This window comes from Polaromonas sp., from assembly GCF_029945925.1.
Classification (GTDB): domain Bacteria; phylum Pseudomonadota; class Gammaproteobacteria; order Burkholderiales; family Burkholderiaceae_C; genus Polaromonas.
In genome coordinates this window covers 23,429-43,194 of the sequence record NZ_JAQSDN010000028.1, presented here as the reverse complement: position 1 = coordinate 43,194, position 19,766 = coordinate 23,429, and the positions used below count along the sequence as shown (strand labels likewise).

Genomic DNA, 19,766 nt, shown 5'->3' with positions numbered 1-19,766 from the left:
ACCGCTGACCTCTTGCATGCCATGCAAGCGCTCTCCCAGCTGAGCTATACCCCCCTGTTGCAAGTTTCCTTGCAATCGTCGAGCCTTGAATTATAGCCCGAAAATCAGAGCCTTTTCAAGTGGACAAGACGCGCGATCACGTTTTCCCTGTCCATCAATGACAAAAAGGCATCGAGCGACGGTGTCTGCTGGCGCCCGGCGACCAATACCCGCACCGGCATGGCCAGCTGCGGCATCTTCAGGCCCTTGTCCAGCAGCACCTGCTTGATGGCGGCCGCGATCGCCGGCTTGCTCCACTCGCAGCTGGCCAGCAACTCCGCGAGCTGGTACACGGCCGGCGCCACATCGGCCGGCACATGGGACTGGATGTCTTCAGCACTGACCGGCTCATGGCTGACCAGCACACCCATCCAGTCGGCCAGTTCCACCAGCGTGCTGCAACGGTCTTTCAGCAAAGCGCAGGCGGCCACGCGCCGTCCTGCATCGAGGCCGGCCAGCGCACGCTCATTGAGGAAAGGCAACACCAGTTCGGCGAGCCTGTCGTCGGCCATGGCCTTGATGTGCTGGGCGTTGACCCAGCGCAGCTTGGCTTCGTCGAACTGCGCCGCGCTTTTGCCGAGGTGGTCGAGGTCGAACCACTGCAGGAACTGCTCGCGAGTGAAAATTTCATCGTCGCCATGGCTCCAGCCCAAACGCGCCAGGTAGTTGACCATGGCATCGGGCAGGTAACCTTCTTCGGCGTACTGCGTGACCGCCTTGGCGCCGTGGCGCTTGCTCATTTTTTCGCCCTGCTCGTTGAGCACGGTCGGCAGGTGGGCGTAGACCGGCACGTCCTTGCCGAGGGCACGGAAGATGTTGATCTGGCGCGGCGTGTTGTTGATGTGGTCGTCGCCGCGGATCACATGTGTGATCGCCATGTCGAGATCGTCAACGACCACGCAGAAGTTGTAGGTCGGCGTGCCGTCGGGCCGCGCGATCACGAGGTCGTCGAGCTCGTCGTTGCTGATCTCGATGCGGCCCTTGACCTTGTCGTCCCAGACCACCGCCCCGTCCTGCGGATTTTTGAAACGCAGCACGGGCAACACACCTGCGGGAACCGGTGGCAAGGTCTTGCCGGGCTCGGGCCGCCAGGTGCCGTCGTAACGCGGTTTCTGTTTTTCGGCCATCTGCTTTTCGCGCAGGGCATCGAGTTCGGCCATGCTCATGTAGCAGGGGTAGACATGGCCTGCGGCCTGCAGCTCGGCCAGCACCGCCTTGTAGCGGTCCATGCGCTGCATCTGGTAATAAGGGCCTTCGTCGTAGTTCAGGCCCAGCCAGCGCATGCTTTCGATGATCACGTCCACCGCGGCCTGCGAGGAGCGCTCGACATCCGTGTCTTCGATGCGCAGGATGAAGTCGCCGCCGGTGGCGCGTGCAAACGCCCAGGGGTAGAGCGCCGAGCGGATGTTGCCGAGGTGGATGAAGCCTGTCGGCGAAGGCGCAAACCGCGTTCTTGTTTTTGGTGTCATGTCAGGGTGCCCAGGCCGCGCAGCAGGTCGGCCTTGATGTCTTCAATATGCTCCAGGCCCACCGCCACGCGGATCAGACCCTGGCCGATGCCGGCAGCCTGCCGCTGTGCTTCGGTCAGGCGCCCGTGCGAGGTGGTGCCGGGATGGGTGATGATGGTCTTGGTGTCGCCCAGGTTGGTGGCGATGCTCAGCACACGTGTGCTGTTGATGACATGAAAGGCATTGGCGCGCGCGGTGTCGGGGTCGTTACCCACGACGTCGAAGGACACCACCGCACCGCCCTGCCCCGACTGCTGGCGCATGGCCAGTTCGTGCTGCGGATGGGAGGCCAGACCCGGATAGTAGACCCGCGACACGCCCGGCTGCGCTTCCAGCCAGCGCGCCACGGCCAGCGCATTGGCGCACTGTGCCTGCATGCGGATGCCCAGCGTTTCGAGTCCCTTGAGCACGACCCAGGCATTGAAGGGCGACAGCGTCATGCCGGCGGTGCGCACGACCGGGCCAAACACATCGACGATCAGCTTGGCCGGGCCGCAGATTGCCCCGGCCATCACGCGGCCCTGGCCATCGAGGTACTTGGTGCCGGAGTGGATCACCAGGTCGGCGCCCAGTTCAGCCGGCCGCTGCAGGGCCGGCGTGCAGAAACAGTTGTCCACCGCCAGCAGCGCGCCGGCACCGTGCGCGAGATCGGCCAGGGCGGCAATGTCGCAGACGTCGGTCAGCGGGTTGGTTGGCGTTTCGGCGAACAGCAGTTTGGTGTTGGGCTTGATCGCCGCTTTCCACTCTGCCACATCGGTCTGCGAGACAAAGGTGGTCTCGACGCCGAACTTTCCGAATTCCCGGCCTATGAGTGTCAGCGTCGAGCCGAACATCGAGCGCGAACAGACGACGTGGTCGCCGGCCTTGAGCAGACCCATGCACATCATGAGGATCGCGCCCATGCCGGTGGAGGCGCCTATGGCGGCTTCCGTGCCTTCCAGCGCGGCCAGCCGGCGCTCGAAGCTGCTGACGGTGGGGTTGGACGTGCGGCCGTAGGTGTAGCCGTCCTCCGTGCCGGCAAAACGCCGGGCCGCGGTTTCGGCGTCGGGCTGCACAAAACCGCTGGTCAGGTAGAGCGCTTCGGAGTGTTCACCGTATTGGCTGGACTCCAGCGCCACGCGCACGGCCAGCGTGTCGCGGTGCAGGTTGTCGGGCAGTTTTTTGTCGGCCATGTTCAGGCTTCCTGCGGGTTGGGCAGCGCCAGGCGCGAGACATCGACATCACCCTCTTCGCTGCTGTCGACCCGTTGCTCGTTCATTTTGGCAATGCTCTCAGGCGTGATGTCGCCGGTGATGTAAACGCCATCGAAACACGAGGCATCAAAGCCGTCGAGCTTGCCATTGAGCGAACCGATGGCGCGTTTCATGCCTTCGACGTCCTGGTAGATCAGCGCATCGCAGCCGATGGCAACGCGGATTTCCTCGACCGTGCGGTCATGCGCCACCAGCTCGGCCGCGGTCGGCATGTCGATGCCGTAGACGTTGGGATAACGCACCGGCGGCGCGGCGCTCGCCAGGTAGACCTTTTTGGCGCCGGCGTCACGCGCCATCTGCACGATCTCTCTGGAGGTGGTGCCGCGCACGATGGAGTCATCGACCAGCAGCACGTTGCGGCCCTTGAACTCGCTGGCGATCACATTGAGTTTTTGCCGCACGGATTTCTTGCGCACGCCCTGGCCCGGCATGATGAAGGTGCGGCCCACATAACGGTTCTTCACAAAACCTTCGCGGTAGGGAATGCCCAGCAGGTGTGCGAGCTGCGTCGCGCTTGGGCGGCTGGACTCGGGGATCGGAATGATCACGTCGATTTCGTTGGGCGGCACGGTGGACACCACGCGTTTGGCCAGCGTCTCGCCCAGGTTCAGACGCGCCTGGTAGACCGAGATGCCGTCGAGCACCGAGTCGGGCCGCGCCAGGTAAACGAATTCGAAAATGCAGGGCATGAGCTGCGGATGGGCCGCGCACTGCTCGGCGTGGACGGTGCCTTCCATGTCCACAAACACCGCCTCGCCCGGCGCAATGTCGCGCTCGAACTGGTGGGCCGTTCCTTCCAGGGCCACCGACTCGCTGGCCACCATGACGGTGTTGCCGCTGTCGTTCTGGCCGCGGCCCATGCACAGCGGGCGAATGCCGAAGGGGTCGCGAAAAGCCAGCAGGCCGTGGCCGGCAATCAGCGCCACCACGGCGTAGGAGCCCTTGATGCGTTTGTGCACGCCGCGCACGGCCGCAAACACGTCGGCGGGCGTGAGCGGCAGGCCGCGCGTGGTTTTCTCGAGCTCGTGCGCCAGCACGTTGAGCAGCACTTCGGAATCGCTGTCGGTGTTGATGTGGCGGTGGTCGGTGTTGAACAGTTCCGCCTTGAGTTCGGCGGCATTGGTCAGGTTGCCGTTATGCGACAGCACCAGCCCAAACGGCGCGTTGACGTAAAACGGCTGCGCCTCGTCCTCGCTGAAGGCGTTGCCGGCCGTCGGGTAACGCACCTGACCCAGGCCCACGTTGCCCGGCAGCGCGCGCATGTTGCGCGTGCGAAAGACGTCGCGCACCATGCCCTTGGCCTTGTGCATGAAGAACTTGCGTCCTTGCTGCGTGACAATCCCGGCCGCATCCTGACCGCGGTGCTGCAGCAGGAGCAGCCCGTCGTAAATCAGCTGGTTCACCGGGGCGTTACTGACAACGCCAACTATTCCGCACATAGATTTCCGTTCATCAATTCGCCAATCATTAGAGGTACTTTGCAAACTGTTCGGGCAGCGCCGGCTTCAGGCCCCGGACCGCCGCCGTCAACACCTCGGCGCCAACGGACTCCTGCCACCAGGCGCTGGCCTTGAAAGCGGTCATGTTGACGACCACCGTCACCGCCAGCAGCAGGATCACCCCGCGCACCAGGCCAAAAGCCGCCCCCAGGGTCCGGTCCACCGGCCGCAGGCCGATGGCCTCCACCAGCTTCTTGAACAGCACCGCCAGCAGGCCCGCCAGAAACACGGACACAATAAAAATCAGGACAAAGGCCGCGGCATAACGCACCGGATCGGACGCACTCTGCAGCGGCAGCACGGCAGCCACCGCCGGCGCAAACCATTGCGCGATGTAAAACGACAGCGCCCAGCCGAGGACGGACAGGATTTCGTACACCAGCCCCCGCCACGCGCCGATGATCAGCGACACCACCAACACCCCCAGAAACGCCCAGTCAGCAACAGCCAGCACTCGACACGAACCTACAAGGTCAGGACGGCAGCCGGCAAATCAAGGCTTTTGATCTTGCTGGCGGCCTTGTCGGCATCGGCCTTGCTGGCAAACGGCCCGACCCGTACGCGGATGCGCTTGCCGTCCTTGGTGTCGGCCACCTGGGTGTAGGTCTTGAGCCCCGCCTTTTCCAGTTTCTGGCGCACTTCCCGGGCCTTGTCGGCATCGGCGAAAGCGCCAACCTGCACCACCAGCCGGCCTTCCGCCTCGGCCGGCGCGGCCTTGGCGGCGGGCGCCGCGGCAAGCACCTTGCCGTCGAGCAGGGCCTTGGCACGGGCGCCCTCATCGCCGGCAGGCGCCGTTGCGGGCGTTTTGGCCGCGACCTTGGGCTCTGGTTTGGGTTCTGGCTTCGGTTCCGGTTTTGGCTCGAGCTTTGCTTCTTTTTTGATAGCAGGCTGCGCAGGTTCAGCGGGCGCCTCGGCCTTCTTTTCCGTGATGATTTCTTCGCGGGGCGAGAGGCTGGACGGCGTGGCGACCTTCTCGCTGCCCGCCGGCGCCGCACTGGCTGCAACGGCCGGGGCGGTGGCCGGCGCCGGCATCACCAGCGGCTTGACGCCGCTCTTGGCAGGGATCTCGATCGGAATATCGACAGCGACCGGCCGCGGCTGGGTGTCGAACAACAAGGGAAAACCGATCACCCCGGCCAGCACCAGCACCACCGCACCGATCAGGCGGTGCTTGGCGCGTTTGCGCATCACTTCCACGCTCTCGGTCTGGGCGGCAGACCCGGCAGCAGCAGAGGGTTGGCCCCGGCGAAAGTTGAAAAACGGCATGGCGGTGACGGTATCCGTTAGGTATCGGTTGATGAAGCGTGGCGCTCAGGCGCAGCGTGCGGAGCGAAAAGACGCGGCAGGCCGTCCTTCAAAACACCTCCCACCGTATAGAACGATCCGAACACCACAATTCTATCAGTGGGGTCTGCGGCGGCGACGGCGGCCTGCAGGGCCTGCACCGGGTCGGCATACACGCCGGCACGGGCATCCTGGCGGGTGTTCAGCGCCTGCCACCGGGCCAGCAAATCGTCGGCCCTGGCGGCGCGGGGCGTCGGCAGATCGGTGAAATACCAGCGGTCGACCAGCGGCCCCACCCGCGTGAGCATCTGCGCCAGGTCCTTGTCGGCCATGGCGCCAAACACGCCGTGGGTGCAGGGGTAAAAACCCATGGCGTCGAGGTTCTCGGTGAGCGCCGCCACGGCGTGCGGGTTGTGCGCCACGTCCAGCACCAGCGTCGGCTGGCCGGAAATGATCTGGAAGCGGCCCGGCAGTTCCACCATGCCCAGCCCGTTGCGCACCGCCTGCGCGGTCACCGGCAGGCGGTCGCGCAGGGCCGTCAGCGCGGCCAGCACGCCCGAGGCGTTGACCAGCTGGTTGGCACCGCGCAGCGCCGGGTAGGCCAGCCCGGCGTACCTCCGACCCCGGCCGGCCCAGGCCCACTGCTGCTTGTCGCCGGAGAAGTTGAAGTCATGGCCCAGGCGCCACAGGTCAGCGCCCACTTCGGCGGCGCGGGCTATCACGCTTTGCGGCGGCACCGGGTCGCCCACGACGGCGGGCTTGCCGGCGCGCATGATGCCGGCTTTCTCGCGGCCTATGCTTTCACGGTCCTTGCCCAGCAGTTCGGTGTGGTCGATGTCGATGCTGGTGATCAATGCGCAGTCGGCATCAATGATGTTGACCGAGTCGAGCCGCCCGCCGACCCCGACTTCGAGGATGACCACGTCCAGCCCGGCCTCGGCCATCAGGCTGAAGATGGCGAGCATGGTGAACTCGAAATACGTCAGGGAAGTGTCACCGCGCAGCGCCTCGACCCGCTCGAAGTGCGGCAGCAGCTGGTCGGCGCTGGCCATCTCGCCGCGGATGCGGCAGCGTTCTTCAAAATGCACCAGGTGCGGCGAGGTGTAGACGCCGGTGCGATAGCCGGCCTGTCCCAGGATGGCTTCGAGCATGGCGCAGCTCGAACCTTTGCCGTTGGTGCCGGCGACGGTGATGACCGGGCAGTCAAAACGCAGTGCCATGCGTTCGGCGACGCTGCGGACACGCTCCAGTCCGAGGTCAATGGCGTTGGGGTGCAGGCGCTCGCAGTGTGCGAGCCAGTCGGCTAGGGTGGTGGGCTTGTCCATGGAAGCGGTATTGTCGCCGCTGCCGCGCCACGCACCTTGTTGGTGCTGGCCCGACCGCATGCCGGATGGGGTTGTGCAGCTATCAAATCAATAGCTGCCTGCGCCCGTCCCGCAAGGGGCCAGGGCCAATTTGATGCCAAACCATGCGAAAATGTGCGCATGATCACTGTTTACGGCATTCCCAACTGCGACACCGTCAAAAAAGCCCGCGCCTGGCTGGCCGCGCACGATGTTGCCCACACTTTTCATGACTTCAAAAAACAGGGCGTGCCGGCAGACCGGCTCACCGCCTGGGAGCGCGCGGTGGGCTGGGAAAAACTCGTCAACCGCCAGGGCACGACCTGGCGCAAGCTGGACCCGCAGCTGCAAACCGCCACCGTGGACGCGGCCAGCGCCCAGGCCCTGATGCTGGCGCAGCCCAGCGTCATCAAGCGCCCGGTGGTGGACTGGGGTACGCAGATCACGGTCGGTTTTGACGAAAAAAGCTGGTCTGAACGGCTTTGAAACGGCCGGGCCCCGGCCCAGCTTTACAGGGCTTTACTGAACTTGTGTGCACCAAATCCACTCTGAATCATTAAACTGGTAGACGTCATTTTGGCCTCCCCGGCCGGGGCTCTTCCAGCAGGCTAAAAAGGGATTTGAACCATGAAAAATACACTTGTTTTATCCGCTGTTGCCGCAGCCTCCGGGCTGTTTGCCGTCAACGCATCGGCGATGGACATCCTGGCGCGCGTGATCTCCAGCACCCCGGTGGTCCAGCAGGTCAGCGTGCCGCGCCAGGTCTGCTCCGTCCAGCCCATGGTCACTGAAGCCCCGCCCTCGGGTGCCGGCGCCGTGATGGGCGCGCTGGCCGGCGGCGCAATGGGCAATGCCATTGGCGACGGCGGCGGGCGCGCCCTGGCGACCATGATCGGCCTGGTCGGTGGCGCCATGGTCGGCAACAACATCGAAGGCAACCGCAGCCAGGTGCAGAACGTGCAGCAGTGCGGCACCCAGATGTCCTACGAAAACCGCACTTCGCATTACAACGTGGTGTACGAATACGCCGACAAGCAGCACACCGTGCAGATGCCCAGTGACCCCGGCCTGTATGTACGGCTGCAGGTCACGCCGGTGGGCGCGATGCCCGCGCCGCAGGCCAGTCAGCAAGCTTATGTCCAGCCAGCCCAGCCGGTGTATTCGCAGCCTGTTTATTCGCAACCTGTCTACTCACAGCCCGTCTATGCCCAGCCGGTGTATTCGCAGCCGGTCTATGTGCAGCCTGCGGTGGTCGCCTACCCCGGTTATTACCCGCGGCCTTACTACCCGCCGGTGGGCGTGTCGCTCAACTTCGGTTACAGCCGCGGCGGCTACGGCGGGCACCGCCACTGGCGTTAAGCCAGCAAAACAAAAAAGGGGCTTGTTAGCCCCTTTTTTGTTGCCGGCCGCCCCACGCAATCAATGGGGTCTCCGGGCTTTCTGCTTTCATGGACGTGATGGCCCTGCATTCGTCATTCGGGATACGCCTGAACCAGGCGAACGGATTCAGGTGCCCTTGCCCCGTCAAGACCATCCCGCCACGCGCCGGAAGTCCGGGTGACCTAAAATCAGGGGCTTTGCATCGCCAGCCCGGCAGCCGGATGTTTTCCCCGCCCACTTTCACACCACCATGACTACAGAAAAAATCGACAACATCAGCGTCACCACCCAGGCCAATGTCTATTTCGACGGCAAGTGCGTGAGCCACGGCATCACCTTTCCCGATGGCACCAAAAAATCCGTCGGTGTGGTGTTGCCCTCGACACTGACCTTCAAGACCGGCGCGCCCGAAATCATGGAATGTGTGGCCGGCGCCTGCGAGTACAAACTCGCCGGCACCGACGCCTGGCTCACCTCCGCACCGGGTGAAAAATTCAGCATACCGGGCAACTCGAGCTTCGACATCCGTGTCGCCGAGGCCTATCACTACATCTGCCACTTCGGTTGATCCGCAGGCGATTTACTCTTAATTTCATAGCAGCCTGCGCTTATTCCACAAGGGCTAGAGGCCAATTTCATGTCTAACACCATCCTGCAAAACATCCCCGCCGGCCAAAAGGTCGGCATCGCCTTCTCCGGGGGCCTCGACACCAGCGCCGCGCTCTTGTGGATGAAACAGAAGGGCGCCCTGCCCTATGCCTACACCGCCAACCTGGGTCAGCCCGACGAGGCCGACTACGACGAGATTCCGCGCAAGGCCATGGAATACGGCGCCATCAAGGCCCGCCTGATTGATTGCCGCCCGCAACTGGCTGCTGAAGGCCTGGCCGCGCTGCAGGCCGGCGCCTTCCACATCACCACCGCGGGCTCCACCTACTTCAACACCACGCCGCTGGGCCGCGCCGTGACCGGCACCATGCTGGTCAGCGCCATGAAGGAAGACGACGTCAACATCTGGGGCGACGGCAGCACCTTCAAGGGCAATGACATTGAGCGCTTCTACCGCTACGGCCTGCTCACCAACCCCGCGCTGAAGATTTACAAGCCCTGGCTGGACCAGCAGTTCATCGACGAGCTGGGCGGCCGCTCTGAGATGAGCGCGTTCATGACGGCCAATGGCTTTGGCTACAAGATGAGCGCCGAGAAGGCCTACAGCACCGACAGCAACATGCTGGGTGCGACGCATGAAGCCAAGGACCTGGAGAACCTCAACAGCGGCATCAAGATCGTCAACCCCATCATGGGCGTGCCGTTCTGGAAAGACGACTGCGTCGTCAAGGCCGAAGAAGTGAGCGTGACCTTTGAAGAAGGCCGCCCCGTGGCCCTGAACGGCATCCACTACCCCGACCTGGTGAGCCTGATCCTCAAGGCCAACGAAATCGGCGGCCGCCACGGCCTGGGCATGAGCGACCAGATCGAAAACCGCATCATCGAAGCCAAGAGCCGCGGCATCTACGAAGCCCCGGGCCTGGCGCTGCTGTTCATCGCCTACGAGCGCCTGGTCACCGGCATCCACAACGAAGACACCATCGAGCAATACCGCGACAACGGCCGCAAACTGGGCCGCTTGCTCTACCAAGGCCGCTGGTTCGACAGCCAGGCCATCATGCTGCGCGAAACCGCCCAACGCTGGATCGCCAGCGCCATCACCGGCACCGTGACGCTGGAACTGCGCCGCGGCAACGACTACTCGCTGCTGAACACCGAATCGCCCAACCTGACCTATGCGCCTGAGCGTTTGAGCATGGAAAAGGTGGAAGACGCGCCGTTCAGCCCGCTGGACCGCATTGGGCAATTGACGATGCGCAACCTGGACATCACGGATACACGCGCCAAGCTGGGGATTTATTCCAACGCCGGCATGCTGGAGTTGGGCAAGGGGGATGACTTTTTGAAGCTGGGCAAGTAAGCCTGCGCAACTCCAAACAAAAAGCCCGCCAAGTGAAAACTTGGCGGGCTTTTTGTTTGTATTCAATGTCTAGCGGGCTTAAGGCAGCAGCTTCAAACCCAGTTCTTTCAAAAAGCCGTTGTGCTTATCTTTGGCTACCGCAATAGCCTTCTCAATGTCCACGAGTTCGCGGTGCGTGGCGTCCAGGTCAATCTCTGCCTCGCCCACCGCTGTGCTGATATAGCGTGAGATGTTCAGGTTGAACTCATTCTTCTCAATCTCGGCCATCCCCACCCGGCGGGAGTAGCGCGCCTCCTCCTCACGGTATTGGTAGGTCTTGATGATTTTGGCAATGTTCTCGTCCGTCAGCTGGTTCTGGCGTTTGCCTTTGACAAAGTGCTCGGCGGCGTTGATGAACAGCACGTCATCCGGCTTCTTGCACTTCTTCAGCACCAAGATGCACACCGGAATGCCCGTGGAATAAAACAGGTTGGACGGCAGGCCAATCACCGTGTCAATGTGCCCATCTTTCAGCAGCTTGGTGCGGATGCGCTCTTCCGCCCCACCCCGGAACAGCACACCATGAGGCAGGATGATAGCCATCACCCCCTCATCTTTCAGGAAGTGGAAGCCGTGGAGCAGAAAGGCAAAGTCCGCAGCGGACTTTGGCGCCAGGCCGTGGTTTTTGAAGCGCACGTCATCAGCCAAAGCATCGGTAGGCTCCCAGCGGTAACTGAACGGCGGGTTAGCCACGATGGCGTCAAAGGCAGGCTTCTTGGCCGGATTCAGCTCGCGCAGGATGTCCCAGTCGTTGGTGAGTGTGTCGCCGTGGAAAATTTCAAACTCGGTGTCCTTCACCCCATGCAGCAGCATGTTCATGCGCGCCAGGTTGTAGGTGGTGATGTTCTTTTCTTGGCCGTAAATCCTGCCGATAGTGCCGCCAGCTTCCTTGGTCTTTTTGCGGACGTTCAGCAGCAGGGAACCTGAGCCACACGCAAAGTCCATCACGCTTTCCAGCCGCTGCTTTGCTCCCGTCTTGGGCTCCTGGCTATCCAGCGTCACGATGGTGGAAAGAATGTCCGAGATTTGCTGCGGCGTATAAAACTCGCCCGCCTTTTTACCCGAGCCAGCTGCAAACTGACCAATCAGGTACTCGTAAGCGTCACCCAGGGTGTCCAACTTGTCAGAGAACTCGGCCAGCCCATCAGCGATTTTTTTGATGATGACGCACAGCTTGGCGTTGCGCTCTGGGTAGCCTTTGCCCAGCTTGGACGAACCCAGGTCAATTTCAGAAAACAAGCCCTGAAACGTGCTCTCAAAAGATTCGGTCTCGATGTACTTGAAGCCCGCTTGCAGCGTGTTGAGTAGCTCATCACTTTGTGTGCGGGCCATATTGGCAATGCTGCTCCACAAGTGTTGTGGCTGGACGACGTAGTCCCCAGCTCCTTCTTCGCCGCCGTCTCGTAGTTGTCAGACAGGTAGCGCAAGAACAGGAAGGACGACATGTAGTCACGGAAATCGTCCGCATCCATGGCCCCGCGCAGTTGGTCGGCAATCGCCCAGAGGGTGTTGCCCAGTTGTTTTTGGTTTTGTTCGGTCATGTTGATGTTGGTATGTGAAGCGGGTCAGTGCAGCTGCGACGGCGCGCCACAGCACTTCTTGAACTTCTTGCCACTGCCGCAGGGGCAAGGCTCGTTGCGGCCCACTTTGTTGCTCATGCGCTGCGCCCGTTGGCGCTCATTGACAGCCTCGCGCATCGGCAACCAAAAAGCATGGATGTAGGGCAAATTGTTGCCAATCGCTGCCGCCAGCACATGGCGCTGCGCAGGAGTCGTGGTCAGCTCCATTTGATCTGCTGAATAGTCATCCCCGCCCAACAAGCCAATGGGGCGATACCAGCGCTCACCTTCGGAGTCATCCAGCAATGCCTGCCATGCAGGTTGGCTGAGCTTGACACCTTCGCAGAAGCCATAAGCCCAGCCCTCTGCGTCATCAAACTCTTGCTCCTCAAAAGTGTGGGTGGCCCACAACGGCAAAAACTCTGGCGGCTGCATGGAAAAGCCCGACACGATGCCGTTGTAGTGGCGCATGATCAATTGCAAGACCCGATTGAACACCTCCACACTCGGCATGGGCGGCGTCTCATCGTCCTCTGTGCCCCACACCTTGGGCAGCCATTCGTGCGGGTGTATGAACACCGGCCCGATGACGATGGCATGCAAAAAGCCATCCAAGATGTCCAGCGTCATACCCTCTTCGGTGTCCAGCTCATACAGCAAAAAATGCTCCAGCTCGTCCAGCTCTTCTTCCGTCAGTGGCTCGAACAGCTCATTGCCGTTGGCCGGCACCTCTTGCCTTGGCTTGCCTGCATCGGTCAAAAAACTGTGGGCACCCTCGGTCTCGATGGCCAAAAACGCTGCTTCCAGCGCCGCCCTGTCTGTTTTAAACGGGTCGTCCCACACGGTTGACGTGCCCCCTTCGTCCACTACCTCCAAAATCCATAGGCTGTCTGCACTGCGGTAAATCTCGATGCGCAGCGTGTGCCCCCCAGCGCTGTAGGTCTGCGCCAGTGGGGAATGGATGATTTCAATATCGTCAGTCATGTCTTGGGCCGATTCTTTATCGTGCTCTCCAGCGCCTTCAAATCAGCCTCCTCCTGCGCATCAGCGGCACGGGCTTCTTCGGTCTTGCGGCGTTGGTCAAAGTCCAGATACAGCGGCTCCAGCTTTTGCTCCATGCGGGCGTGGCTAACCGAACCGGCACCGCTGAGCAGTGGAAAGCCGTTGGAAACAACGATCTGCCCCACGTTCTCTTGCCAGAAACTCATGCTGGTGATGGTTTGCCGCTTGGCGCGCAGCTCTGCCGTCTCCAGGAAGATGACCACCAGCCGGTTCAGGGTGTCGACCTCGTCCTCGGTCAAGTAGTTTTTGGCCACCACAATGTCCTGCTTGCGCACCTGGGTGCCCTTCCAGCTAAGCAGACCGAAGTGTGGGTCCGCAGGATTGGCGCGGCTGACGATGAGTTCTGCTGCCGTCTTTTGCGTCACCGCGTAGAGCAACAGGTTTTGCACCGTGGCAAAAAAGGTCTGTGTAGTCTCATCCGACTTGTCGTAGTCCGCTGCCAGCGCAAACAGGTCGCGCACCTTTTGGTAAAAGCGCTTTTCCGAGGCCCGTATGTCCCGGATGCGCGCCAGCATCTCGTCAAAGTAGTCCGGGCGGCCGTCCGGGTTCTTCAGCCGCTCGTCGTCCATCACAAAGCCCTTGACCAGGTACTCTTTGAGCACCGTGGACGCCCAGCGGCGGAACTGCACGCCCCGCGGTGAGCGCACGCGGTAGCCCACGGCCAGGATGGCGTCCAGGTTGTAGAGCGTGATGGGCCGTTGTACCTTGCGCGTGCCCTCGGTTTGAACTGTCAAGGATTCCTTGACAGTTGCCGTTGCATCCAATTCACCGTCCTCAAAGAGGTTCTTGAGGTGCAGCGAGATGTTCTGTTTGGTGGCGTCAAACAACTCCGCCATCTCCAACTGGGTCAGCCACACCGTTCCCAGGTCAGTCCGCAGCTGAATTTGACTCTTGCCGTCTTCGGTGGAGTACAGAATCAGGTTGCTCATGCCTCCGCCGCCTCGGCTGATGGGAAAAGCTGCTGCATCAGCCCTTTCTTGTGGGTCTTGAGGGTGTCGAGTTCTTGGGTGGCGGTGGTGATGAGATCGTCGAGAGAATCAACACAGTCGGCAATACGCCTTTGCTCTTTAACTTCGGGCAAAGTGATGAGGAATTTAGCAACATCAGAGCCAGTGATATTCGGATCTTTGCGGCTACTGCTAGCGATTCTTTTCCAATCTTCGACCTTGGCGTTTAGCCACGCTAAAACATAAACGGGTAAGGCGATTTTTTGGTCTAACAGCAAAACCGAAATTGCTTGATTTGTAGCGGCAGGAACACTCAAACAGCCAGTTCTACCGATCTGATTAAAGCCGCCATACATTGCGACTAAAACCGAACCTACGGGATTGATCCGGGCCTTCGCTTTTGCAGTTATCTTTTCTTCAGTCGTGGCGATGAACGAATTGTTTAAGTCTGTTGTTTTAACCCAAGGAATAGAACCGCCAACAAAAAATTCGTCGTTTGCTCTCAATGGAGTGGAGCCTGACTTGATGGTTGCAATTTCTTCTAGTGTCTTCTGTTTCCATTCCCCCGCAACTCGAAACTCAGGAAACCGTAGACGCGGTTGGGTTTCGCCTTCGCGGGGGAAGAGCTGCTGCATCAGTCCTTTTTTATGGGTCTTGAGCGCGTCCACTTTGCGGGCTTGCGCGGTGATCAGCTCGTCCAAGGAACTCAGGCAGTCGGCGATTTTTTGTTGCTCGGAAGAAGGCGGATGACAAACCGGCAAAGCCTTGATGATGTCGGCATTTAGATTCTGAACGCCACTGCCAGCAGCATTATTCAAAAAGTATCTTTGGCTGTGCGGTTCAGAAATCAGATAGTAGAGAAAGTCCCGTGTGACCTCATCACCTATATGCGTTACAGCGATCCAGCCGTCATGAATACAGGTTTTTATCTGGAGAATGTATGGACGACCGAAACTCATCGAGTTTGAAAGAATCAGGTCTCCAGGATTCACTACTCGGGTCTTACTGAGCGCTTCTGGTCTGACTTTCTCTGCGGTATGAGTAACGTATTTCGCTTCCTTATCAACGTCGCCAATCTTCAGCCAGTGAAGACCATCGACAGCAGTGGTCAGAAAACCCTCAATCGGGCGCGGCGATCCACCACGGACGACTTCAGACAGTTCGCCCAAAACTGTCGTATCCCACTCCCTAGCCGTTCGAAACTCCGGAAACCGCAGTTTAGGCACCAATTTTTTCCGCTCATTCATTTCAACAAGGCCTTTCCTTGTTCCGTCAGGCGGTATTGCTGCAGGCGACTGTTGGGTTTGTCGGGCAGGGTGTACTCGATCAGGCCACTGCTCTGCAAGCGGCGAATTTGCTTATTTAGCTCGCCAGACACGCCTTGGTGCCCCAGCCCTTGCGCCAGTGCAAGCTTGCCCAGCGCAGTTGCATCAAGCATCAGCATGACCTTGGCCGCCAACTTGGACTCTAGCCGTGACTCTAGCCGTGACTCTAGCCGTGACTCTGGCCGTGACTCTGGCTCTTGGATGACTTGCCCTGTGACTGGGTCGACGACTGGGTCGGTCGTATGTTCGCCAGATCCCTCCTGCTCGGTCTTGGGCCGCTGCACCCTGGCTGTGAACTGGTTGCCGCTGACCTCACTGATCAGTTCAATTTGGGGCCACTCGCCCAGCGCCCGGGGTATGCCGCTGCCCATGCCACGGTAGGGCAGCAGCCGGAAGGCGTGCTCGCTCAGCGTGGGATTGCGGCGGTTGGTTTTGCCGTGGCGTATGTCGTCAATGCTCAGACTGTCCGGCAGGTGGCCGGGGCTGATGATTTCAATGCGGTCGCGAAACACCAGTATGCGGATGGAGGCGCTGGTGAAGTAGTCGCGATGGACGAGCGCATTGACCAGCAGCTCTTGCAGGGCCACTTCTGGAACTTCCAAGATGCCCGGTGAGTTGAAGCCCTGGTCGCCCTGCACGCGACGCAGGTTACGTTTGATAAAGGCCAACGCCTCGGCGTATTGGGTAGGCAGGGTGCCGCTGAAGTCCTGGCTGTCTTGGTAGTGGCTGTCGGCAATGCTGGTGCCGAAGAAGGCCACGGCTTTGATGGAGAACGCAGGCCGCCAGCGTTGCTGGTTGCGGCCAAAAAGCATGAGGCCAGACAGGGTAAGTTCGCGGCCATCACCCAGGCCCAGGTTTTGCAACACGGCATCCAGCGGCAGCCCGGCTTGGGCGGTATCTGCGCTGTAGTGCTGGGCCAGGTAACGGCGAAAGCTGGGTTCATCCAGATCTGCACTGGTGGTGCCCGCTACGGGCACCACATCCGCATAGACCAGGCCGCCACTCTGAAACATGCGCTGCATTTCTTCGCGCGCGGTCACATGGCGTTTGTCGGCCCCCTGTTTGACCCAGATGCGGCCCTGGTGGTCAAGGTAGGGTTTGGCTAGGCCGTTGGGTACGGTCACCACCATCACCAACCCGGCCTGGGTTTTCACGTTTTCGGTGAGGGGATGAACGGGCGGGCGCACATGCTGGCTGCTGGCATTGCTCAGCATCTGGTTGAGGTGGCGTATGTCAGCCGCGCTGAGCCCGGTAATGGTGCCGTCGTCATCCACACCAATGAGCAGGGTGCCACCGCCGCTGTTGGCAAACGCCGCCAGTTCGGTGGCCAAGGCGTCGGGGTTGTTGAACGTGCGCTTGAATTGCTGGCGGGTGTGTTCACCCAGGGCAATGCGCTCCAGTAGTGTGGTTTCGGTTAACGGTTGCTCATTCATACGCACTCAGCCCTGAAATTCCCCGCCCCTGTGCGCGCTTTTGCAACAGCGGCACCAGCTCTTTCATCAGCGCCAGTTCGGCTTGGGCACGGGCCTTCCAGCCCAAGTCCAGCGGAGCCATCAGATCACTCAAGGCTTCGCCATCAAAAATCATGCGCTGCAAAATGCCATCGACAAAGGTTTGCAGCGCGACTGGTGCCAGTTGGTGGCGGGTGGCGATGGCCGCCAACTCCGTGCTGTCTTTTTCTTTCTTAAACCGGGTATAGCCCTCGCGGATGGCGGCTTCGCTCAGGCCCTCGCCCGCTTTCAGGGTGTTGATGTAGGCGGCAATGTCATCGCGCTCGTTCATGAACTTGGCATCGGCCAGGATCAAGCCGATCAGCTCGTCCTTGGTCATCTTCTGTTTACCGGTGCCCTGCATTCCTTGTTGAGAAAAGCGCGCCATGAGGCCCATGATGTAGTCGTAGTCGATCACTGCGCTGGCGAAGAGCACAAACTCAAAGTCGAGCTGGTCCACATCGGCCGCGTCATCGCCTTTCGCATCGCCGCCTTTGTCCTGCTGGACTTGCTGCTGCTTGAGGCGCTGGGCGGTTTCCAGGTACGCGCCGCGAAAGCCTTGCAGGTCTTCCGCGGGCAGGATGTGCTCTATGGCAACGGCGTTGTCCTCGGTCAAGTCTGTGTACTGATCGAGCTGGGTTTTGAGGCGCTGCACTTCTTTGAAGTTTTTGATGAAGGCAGCGCGTGCATCGTCCCCCTTGAGACTGTGCACGGCGTCGGGCGTGCAGGCCAAGCCTTGGCTTTGCATGAAGTCGGCCAGCACGGTGACGGCCACGTCTAGCTTTTGGATGACGACAGGGGCCTTGTCCACCAGCCAGATGGTGCGGGCCTCTTCGCCCGACTTCTCGCCCGAGAACAGGGCAATGGCGGCATCCACATTGGCCTGCTGCTGGCGAAAGTCCAGAATGTTGCCGTAGGGCTTGGTGCCGTTGAGCACGCGGTTGGTGCGCGAGAAGGCCTGTATCAAGCCGTGGTACTTGAGGTTCTTGTCTACGTACAGGGTATTGAGGTACTTGCTGTCAAAGCCAGTGAGCAGCATGTCCACCACGATGGTGATGTCGATTTTCTTGGCGGCGGGGTAGTCGGCATTGGGCCACTGCTGGTCTTTGATGCGCTTTTGCACGTCCTGGTAGTACAGGTCGAACTCATTGATGCTGTGGTTGGTGCCGTAGCGCTGGTTGTAGCTGGCCAGGATGGCTTTGAGCGCGTTCTTCTTTTCCTCGGGGTCTTTTTCGTTATCCAGTTTTTCCTGCGGCAGGTCTTCCTGGATTTGCTTCACATCTGGGTTGCCATCGGCAGGGGGCGAGAACACGCAGGCGATGTTCAGCGGCACAAACTCAGGAGTCGCCTCGCGCTTGCGGTTTTGCATGTCCTCAAAAAGGCTGTGGTATTCGATGGCGTCATTGATGCTGGCGGTAGCCAGCACCGCGTTGAAGCGGCGGCTGGCAGTGGCTGTGTCGTGCTTGGCGAGGATGGCTTCTACAACCGCCCGTTTGGCCAGCGCCTCGCCCGCCTTAGGTGGGTTTTTTCCCTCTGGCTTGAAGTAGTCCACATGGAAGCGCAGCACATTGGTGTCTTCAATGGCGTGGGTGATGGTGTAGGCGTGCAGCTGCTTCTGGAAGATGTCCTCCGTGGTGCGCAACTGGCCTTCTTCGCCCTCGAACTGTTTGACCGTGGCGTTCTTCTCAAAAATCGGCGTACCGGTGAAGCCGAAGAGCTGGGCCTTGGGGAAAAAGTTCTTGATGGCGTCGTGGTTATCGCCAAATTGGGAGCGGTGGCATTCGTCAAAAATGAAGACGATGCGCTTGTCGCTCAGCGGCGTCAGCTGCTCTTTGTAGGTGGCCTTGCCGTCCTTCTTTTGTTGTTTGTTGCGCTTGCTGTTTTCGTCCAGCGCCAAGCCCAGCTTCTGGATGGTGGTGACAATCACCTTGTCAGCGTAGTCGTCAGACAGCAGGCGGCGTACCAGCGTGGCGGTGTTGGTGTTTTCCTCTACACAGCCTTCCTGAAAGCGGTTGAATTCTTCACGGGTCTGGCGGTCAAGGTCTTTGCGGTCCACCACAAAGAGGCATTTTTCAATGTCAGGGTTGTCCTTCAGCAGGGTGGATGCTTTGAAGGATGTGAGCGTCTTGCCGCTGCCGGTGGTGTGCCAGATGTAGCCGTTGCCGCAGTTTTGGTGAATGCAGTCCACGATTTGCTTGACCGCATAAACCTGGTAAGGCCGCATCATGAGCAGCTTTTGTTCGCTGGCCACCAGCACCATGTAACGGCTGATGGTTTGCCCCAGGGTGCACTTCACCAGGAACTTGTCAGCAAACTCGTCGAGCTGGGTGATCTTGTTGTTGGCCTCGTCCGCAAACTGGTAGATGGGCAAGAAGCGCTCATCTGCATTGAATGCAAAGTGGCGTGCGTTGTTGTTGGCGAAATAGTAGGTGTTGGTGCGGTTGCTGACGATGAAGAGCTGCAAAAAGCTCAGCAGCGTCTTGGTGTAGCCGTTGCCGGGATCGTTTTTGTAGTCAACGATCTGCTCCATGGCACGGCGCGGGTTGATGCCCAGCGTCTTCAGCTCGATCTGCACACAAGGCACGCCGTTGATGAGGATGAGCACGTCATACCGGTGGTGGCTGTAGTCCGTGTTGACGCGCAGCTGGTTGACGACCTCAAAGGTGTTTTTGCACCAATCCTTGATGTTGACCAAGGTGTAGTTGAGCGGCGTGCCGTCTTCGCGCGTGAACGAGTTGATGGTGCGCAGGGTTTTTGCGGCGGTGAACACGTCGGGGGTGATGATTTCATCGAGTAGGCGGGCGAATTCGCCATCGGACAGCTTGACGCGGTTTAACGCCTCGAACTTTTCACGGAAGTTGCGCTCCAGAGCGGCGCGGTCGCGAATGTCGGCACGGTACTCGTATTTAAGGCCCTGCAGCTTGCCGATGAAGCCGTATTCGATCTCACCCTCTTTGACGCTGTGGCGGACCGAGTTGGCGGATTGGTCGTAGATGGACGTGGATGAGGGCATGGCTACAGGATCGCGCTTTTCGACTGAACGGGGTGAAACCGGTTGGGTTCGGGAGT

At 60.4% G+C, this 19,766-nt stretch carries 15 protein-coding genes and 1 pseudogene; 4 read left to right on the top strand and 12 right to left on the bottom strand.

Features of this window, described 5'->3' with window-relative positions; genetic code table 11:
* Nucleotides 1–104: 104 nt before the first annotated feature.
* The 6 genes from gltX to folC are packed head-to-tail and all read right to left on the bottom strand — an operon-like array spanning nucleotide 105 to nucleotide 6,908.
* Nucleotides 105–1,508 carry a glutamate--tRNA ligase gene (gltX, locus tag PSV40_RS07090; protein WP_300536044.1) on the bottom strand — a complete coding sequence of 468 codons (1,404 nt, stop codon included), beginning with the start codon at nucleotides 1,506–1,508 and terminating at the stop codon, nucleotides 105–107.
* Nucleotides 1,505–2,719: an O-succinylhomoserine sulfhydrylase gene (locus PSV40_RS07085; RefSeq protein WP_300536042.1), complete on the bottom strand. Its 1,215-nt coding sequence runs from the start codon at nucleotides 2,717–2,719 to the stop codon at nucleotides 1,505–1,507. Before PSV40_RS07085 ends, gltX begins: the two co-directional genes overlap by 4 nt.
* A gap of 2 nt (nucleotides 2,720–2,721) precedes the next feature.
* Nucleotides 2,722–4,239, bottom strand: coding sequence for an amidophosphoribosyltransferase (gene purF, locus PSV40_RS07080; RefSeq protein WP_300536040.1), 1,518 nt, complete (start codon nucleotides 4,237–4,239; stop codon nucleotides 2,722–2,724).
* A 28-nt stretch (nucleotides 4,240–4,267) separates the two neighbouring features.
* Nucleotides 4,268–4,750, bottom strand: a complete 483-nt coding sequence (locus PSV40_RS07075) for a CvpA family protein (protein ID WP_300536048.1) — start codon at nucleotides 4,748–4,750, stop codon at nucleotides 4,268–4,270.
* Nucleotides 4,751–4,764: 14 nt separating this feature from the next.
* Nucleotides 4,765–5,565, bottom strand: coding sequence for an SPOR domain-containing protein (locus PSV40_RS07070; RefSeq protein ID WP_300536038.1), 801 nt, complete (start codon nucleotides 5,563–5,565; stop codon nucleotides 4,765–4,767).
* 17 nt (nucleotides 5,566–5,582) lie between these two features.
* Nucleotides 5,583–6,908 carry a bifunctional tetrahydrofolate synthase/dihydrofolate synthase gene (gene folC, locus PSV40_RS07065; protein ID WP_300536036.1) on the bottom strand — a complete coding sequence of 442 codons (1,326 nt, stop codon included), beginning with the start codon at nucleotides 6,906–6,908 and terminating at the stop codon, nucleotides 5,583–5,585.
* Nucleotides 6,909–7,067: 159 nt separating this feature from the next.
* Between folC and PSV40_RS07060 the strand changes: the two genes are divergently transcribed.
* The 4 genes from PSV40_RS07060 to argG all read left to right on the top strand — a co-directional run bounded on the left by PSV40_RS07060 (nucleotide 7,068) and on the right by argG (nucleotide 10,275).
* Nucleotides 7,068–7,412 carry an ArsC family reductase gene (locus PSV40_RS07060; RefSeq protein WP_300536034.1) on the top strand — a complete coding sequence of 115 codons (345 nt, stop codon included), beginning with the start codon at nucleotides 7,068–7,070 and terminating at the stop codon, nucleotides 7,410–7,412.
* 141 nt (nucleotides 7,413–7,553) lie between these two features.
* Entirely contained in the window at nucleotides 7,554–8,285 is a 732-nt protein-coding gene (locus PSV40_RS07055) for a glycine zipper 2TM domain-containing protein (RefSeq protein ID WP_300536031.1), read from the top strand.
* Nucleotides 8,286–8,556: 271 nt separating this feature from the next.
* Nucleotides 8,557–8,874, top strand: coding sequence for a pyrimidine/purine nucleoside phosphorylase (locus PSV40_RS07050; protein WP_300536028.1), 318 nt, complete (start codon nucleotides 8,557–8,559; stop codon nucleotides 8,872–8,874).
* Nucleotides 8,875–8,943: 69 nt separating this feature from the next.
* Nucleotides 8,944–10,275, top strand: a complete 1,332-nt coding sequence (argG, locus tag PSV40_RS07045) for an argininosuccinate synthase (RefSeq protein WP_300536026.1) — start codon at nucleotides 8,944–8,946, stop codon at nucleotides 10,273–10,275.
* A gap of 78 nt (nucleotides 10,276–10,353) precedes the next feature.
* On the opposite strand, the pseudogene PSV40_RS07040 reads toward argG, so the two are convergent.
* From PSV40_RS07040 to PSV40_RS07015, 6 genes and pseudogenes are all read right to left on the bottom strand, one after another.
* Nucleotides 10,354–11,855, bottom strand: a pseudogene (locus tag PSV40_RS07040) (type I restriction-modification system subunit M).
* 24 nt (nucleotides 11,856–11,879) lie between these two features.
* On the bottom strand, nucleotides 11,880–12,857 hold the full coding sequence (locus tag PSV40_RS07035; protein WP_300536023.1) for a UPF0149 family protein: 978 nt from the start codon (nucleotides 12,855–12,857) through the stop codon (nucleotides 11,880–11,882).
* Nucleotides 12,854–13,864: a virulence RhuM family protein gene (locus PSV40_RS07030; protein WP_300536020.1), complete on the bottom strand. Its 1,011-nt coding sequence runs from the start codon at nucleotides 13,862–13,864 to the stop codon at nucleotides 12,854–12,856. Before PSV40_RS07030 ends, PSV40_RS07035 begins: the two co-directional genes overlap by 4 nt.
* Nucleotides 13,861–15,129: a restriction endonuclease subunit S gene (locus PSV40_RS07025; protein ID WP_300536017.1), complete on the bottom strand. Its 1,269-nt coding sequence runs from the start codon at nucleotides 15,127–15,129 to the stop codon at nucleotides 13,861–13,863. The genes PSV40_RS07030 and PSV40_RS07025 overlap by 4 nt, the downstream gene beginning before the upstream one ends.
* The gene (locus PSV40_RS07020; protein ID WP_300536014.1) at nucleotides 15,126–16,640 is read right to left on the bottom strand and encodes an RNA-binding domain-containing protein; all 1,515 of its coding nucleotides are present in this window, start codon (nucleotides 16,638–16,640) and stop codon (nucleotides 15,126–15,128) included. The genes PSV40_RS07025 and PSV40_RS07020 overlap by 4 nt, the downstream gene beginning before the upstream one ends.
* Nucleotides 16,633–19,710, bottom strand: coding sequence for a type I restriction endonuclease subunit R (locus tag PSV40_RS07015; RefSeq protein ID WP_300536012.1), 3,078 nt, complete (start codon nucleotides 19,708–19,710; stop codon nucleotides 16,633–16,635). The genes PSV40_RS07020 and PSV40_RS07015 overlap by 8 nt, the downstream gene beginning before the upstream one ends.
* Nucleotides 19,711–19,766: the final 56 nt, after the last annotated feature.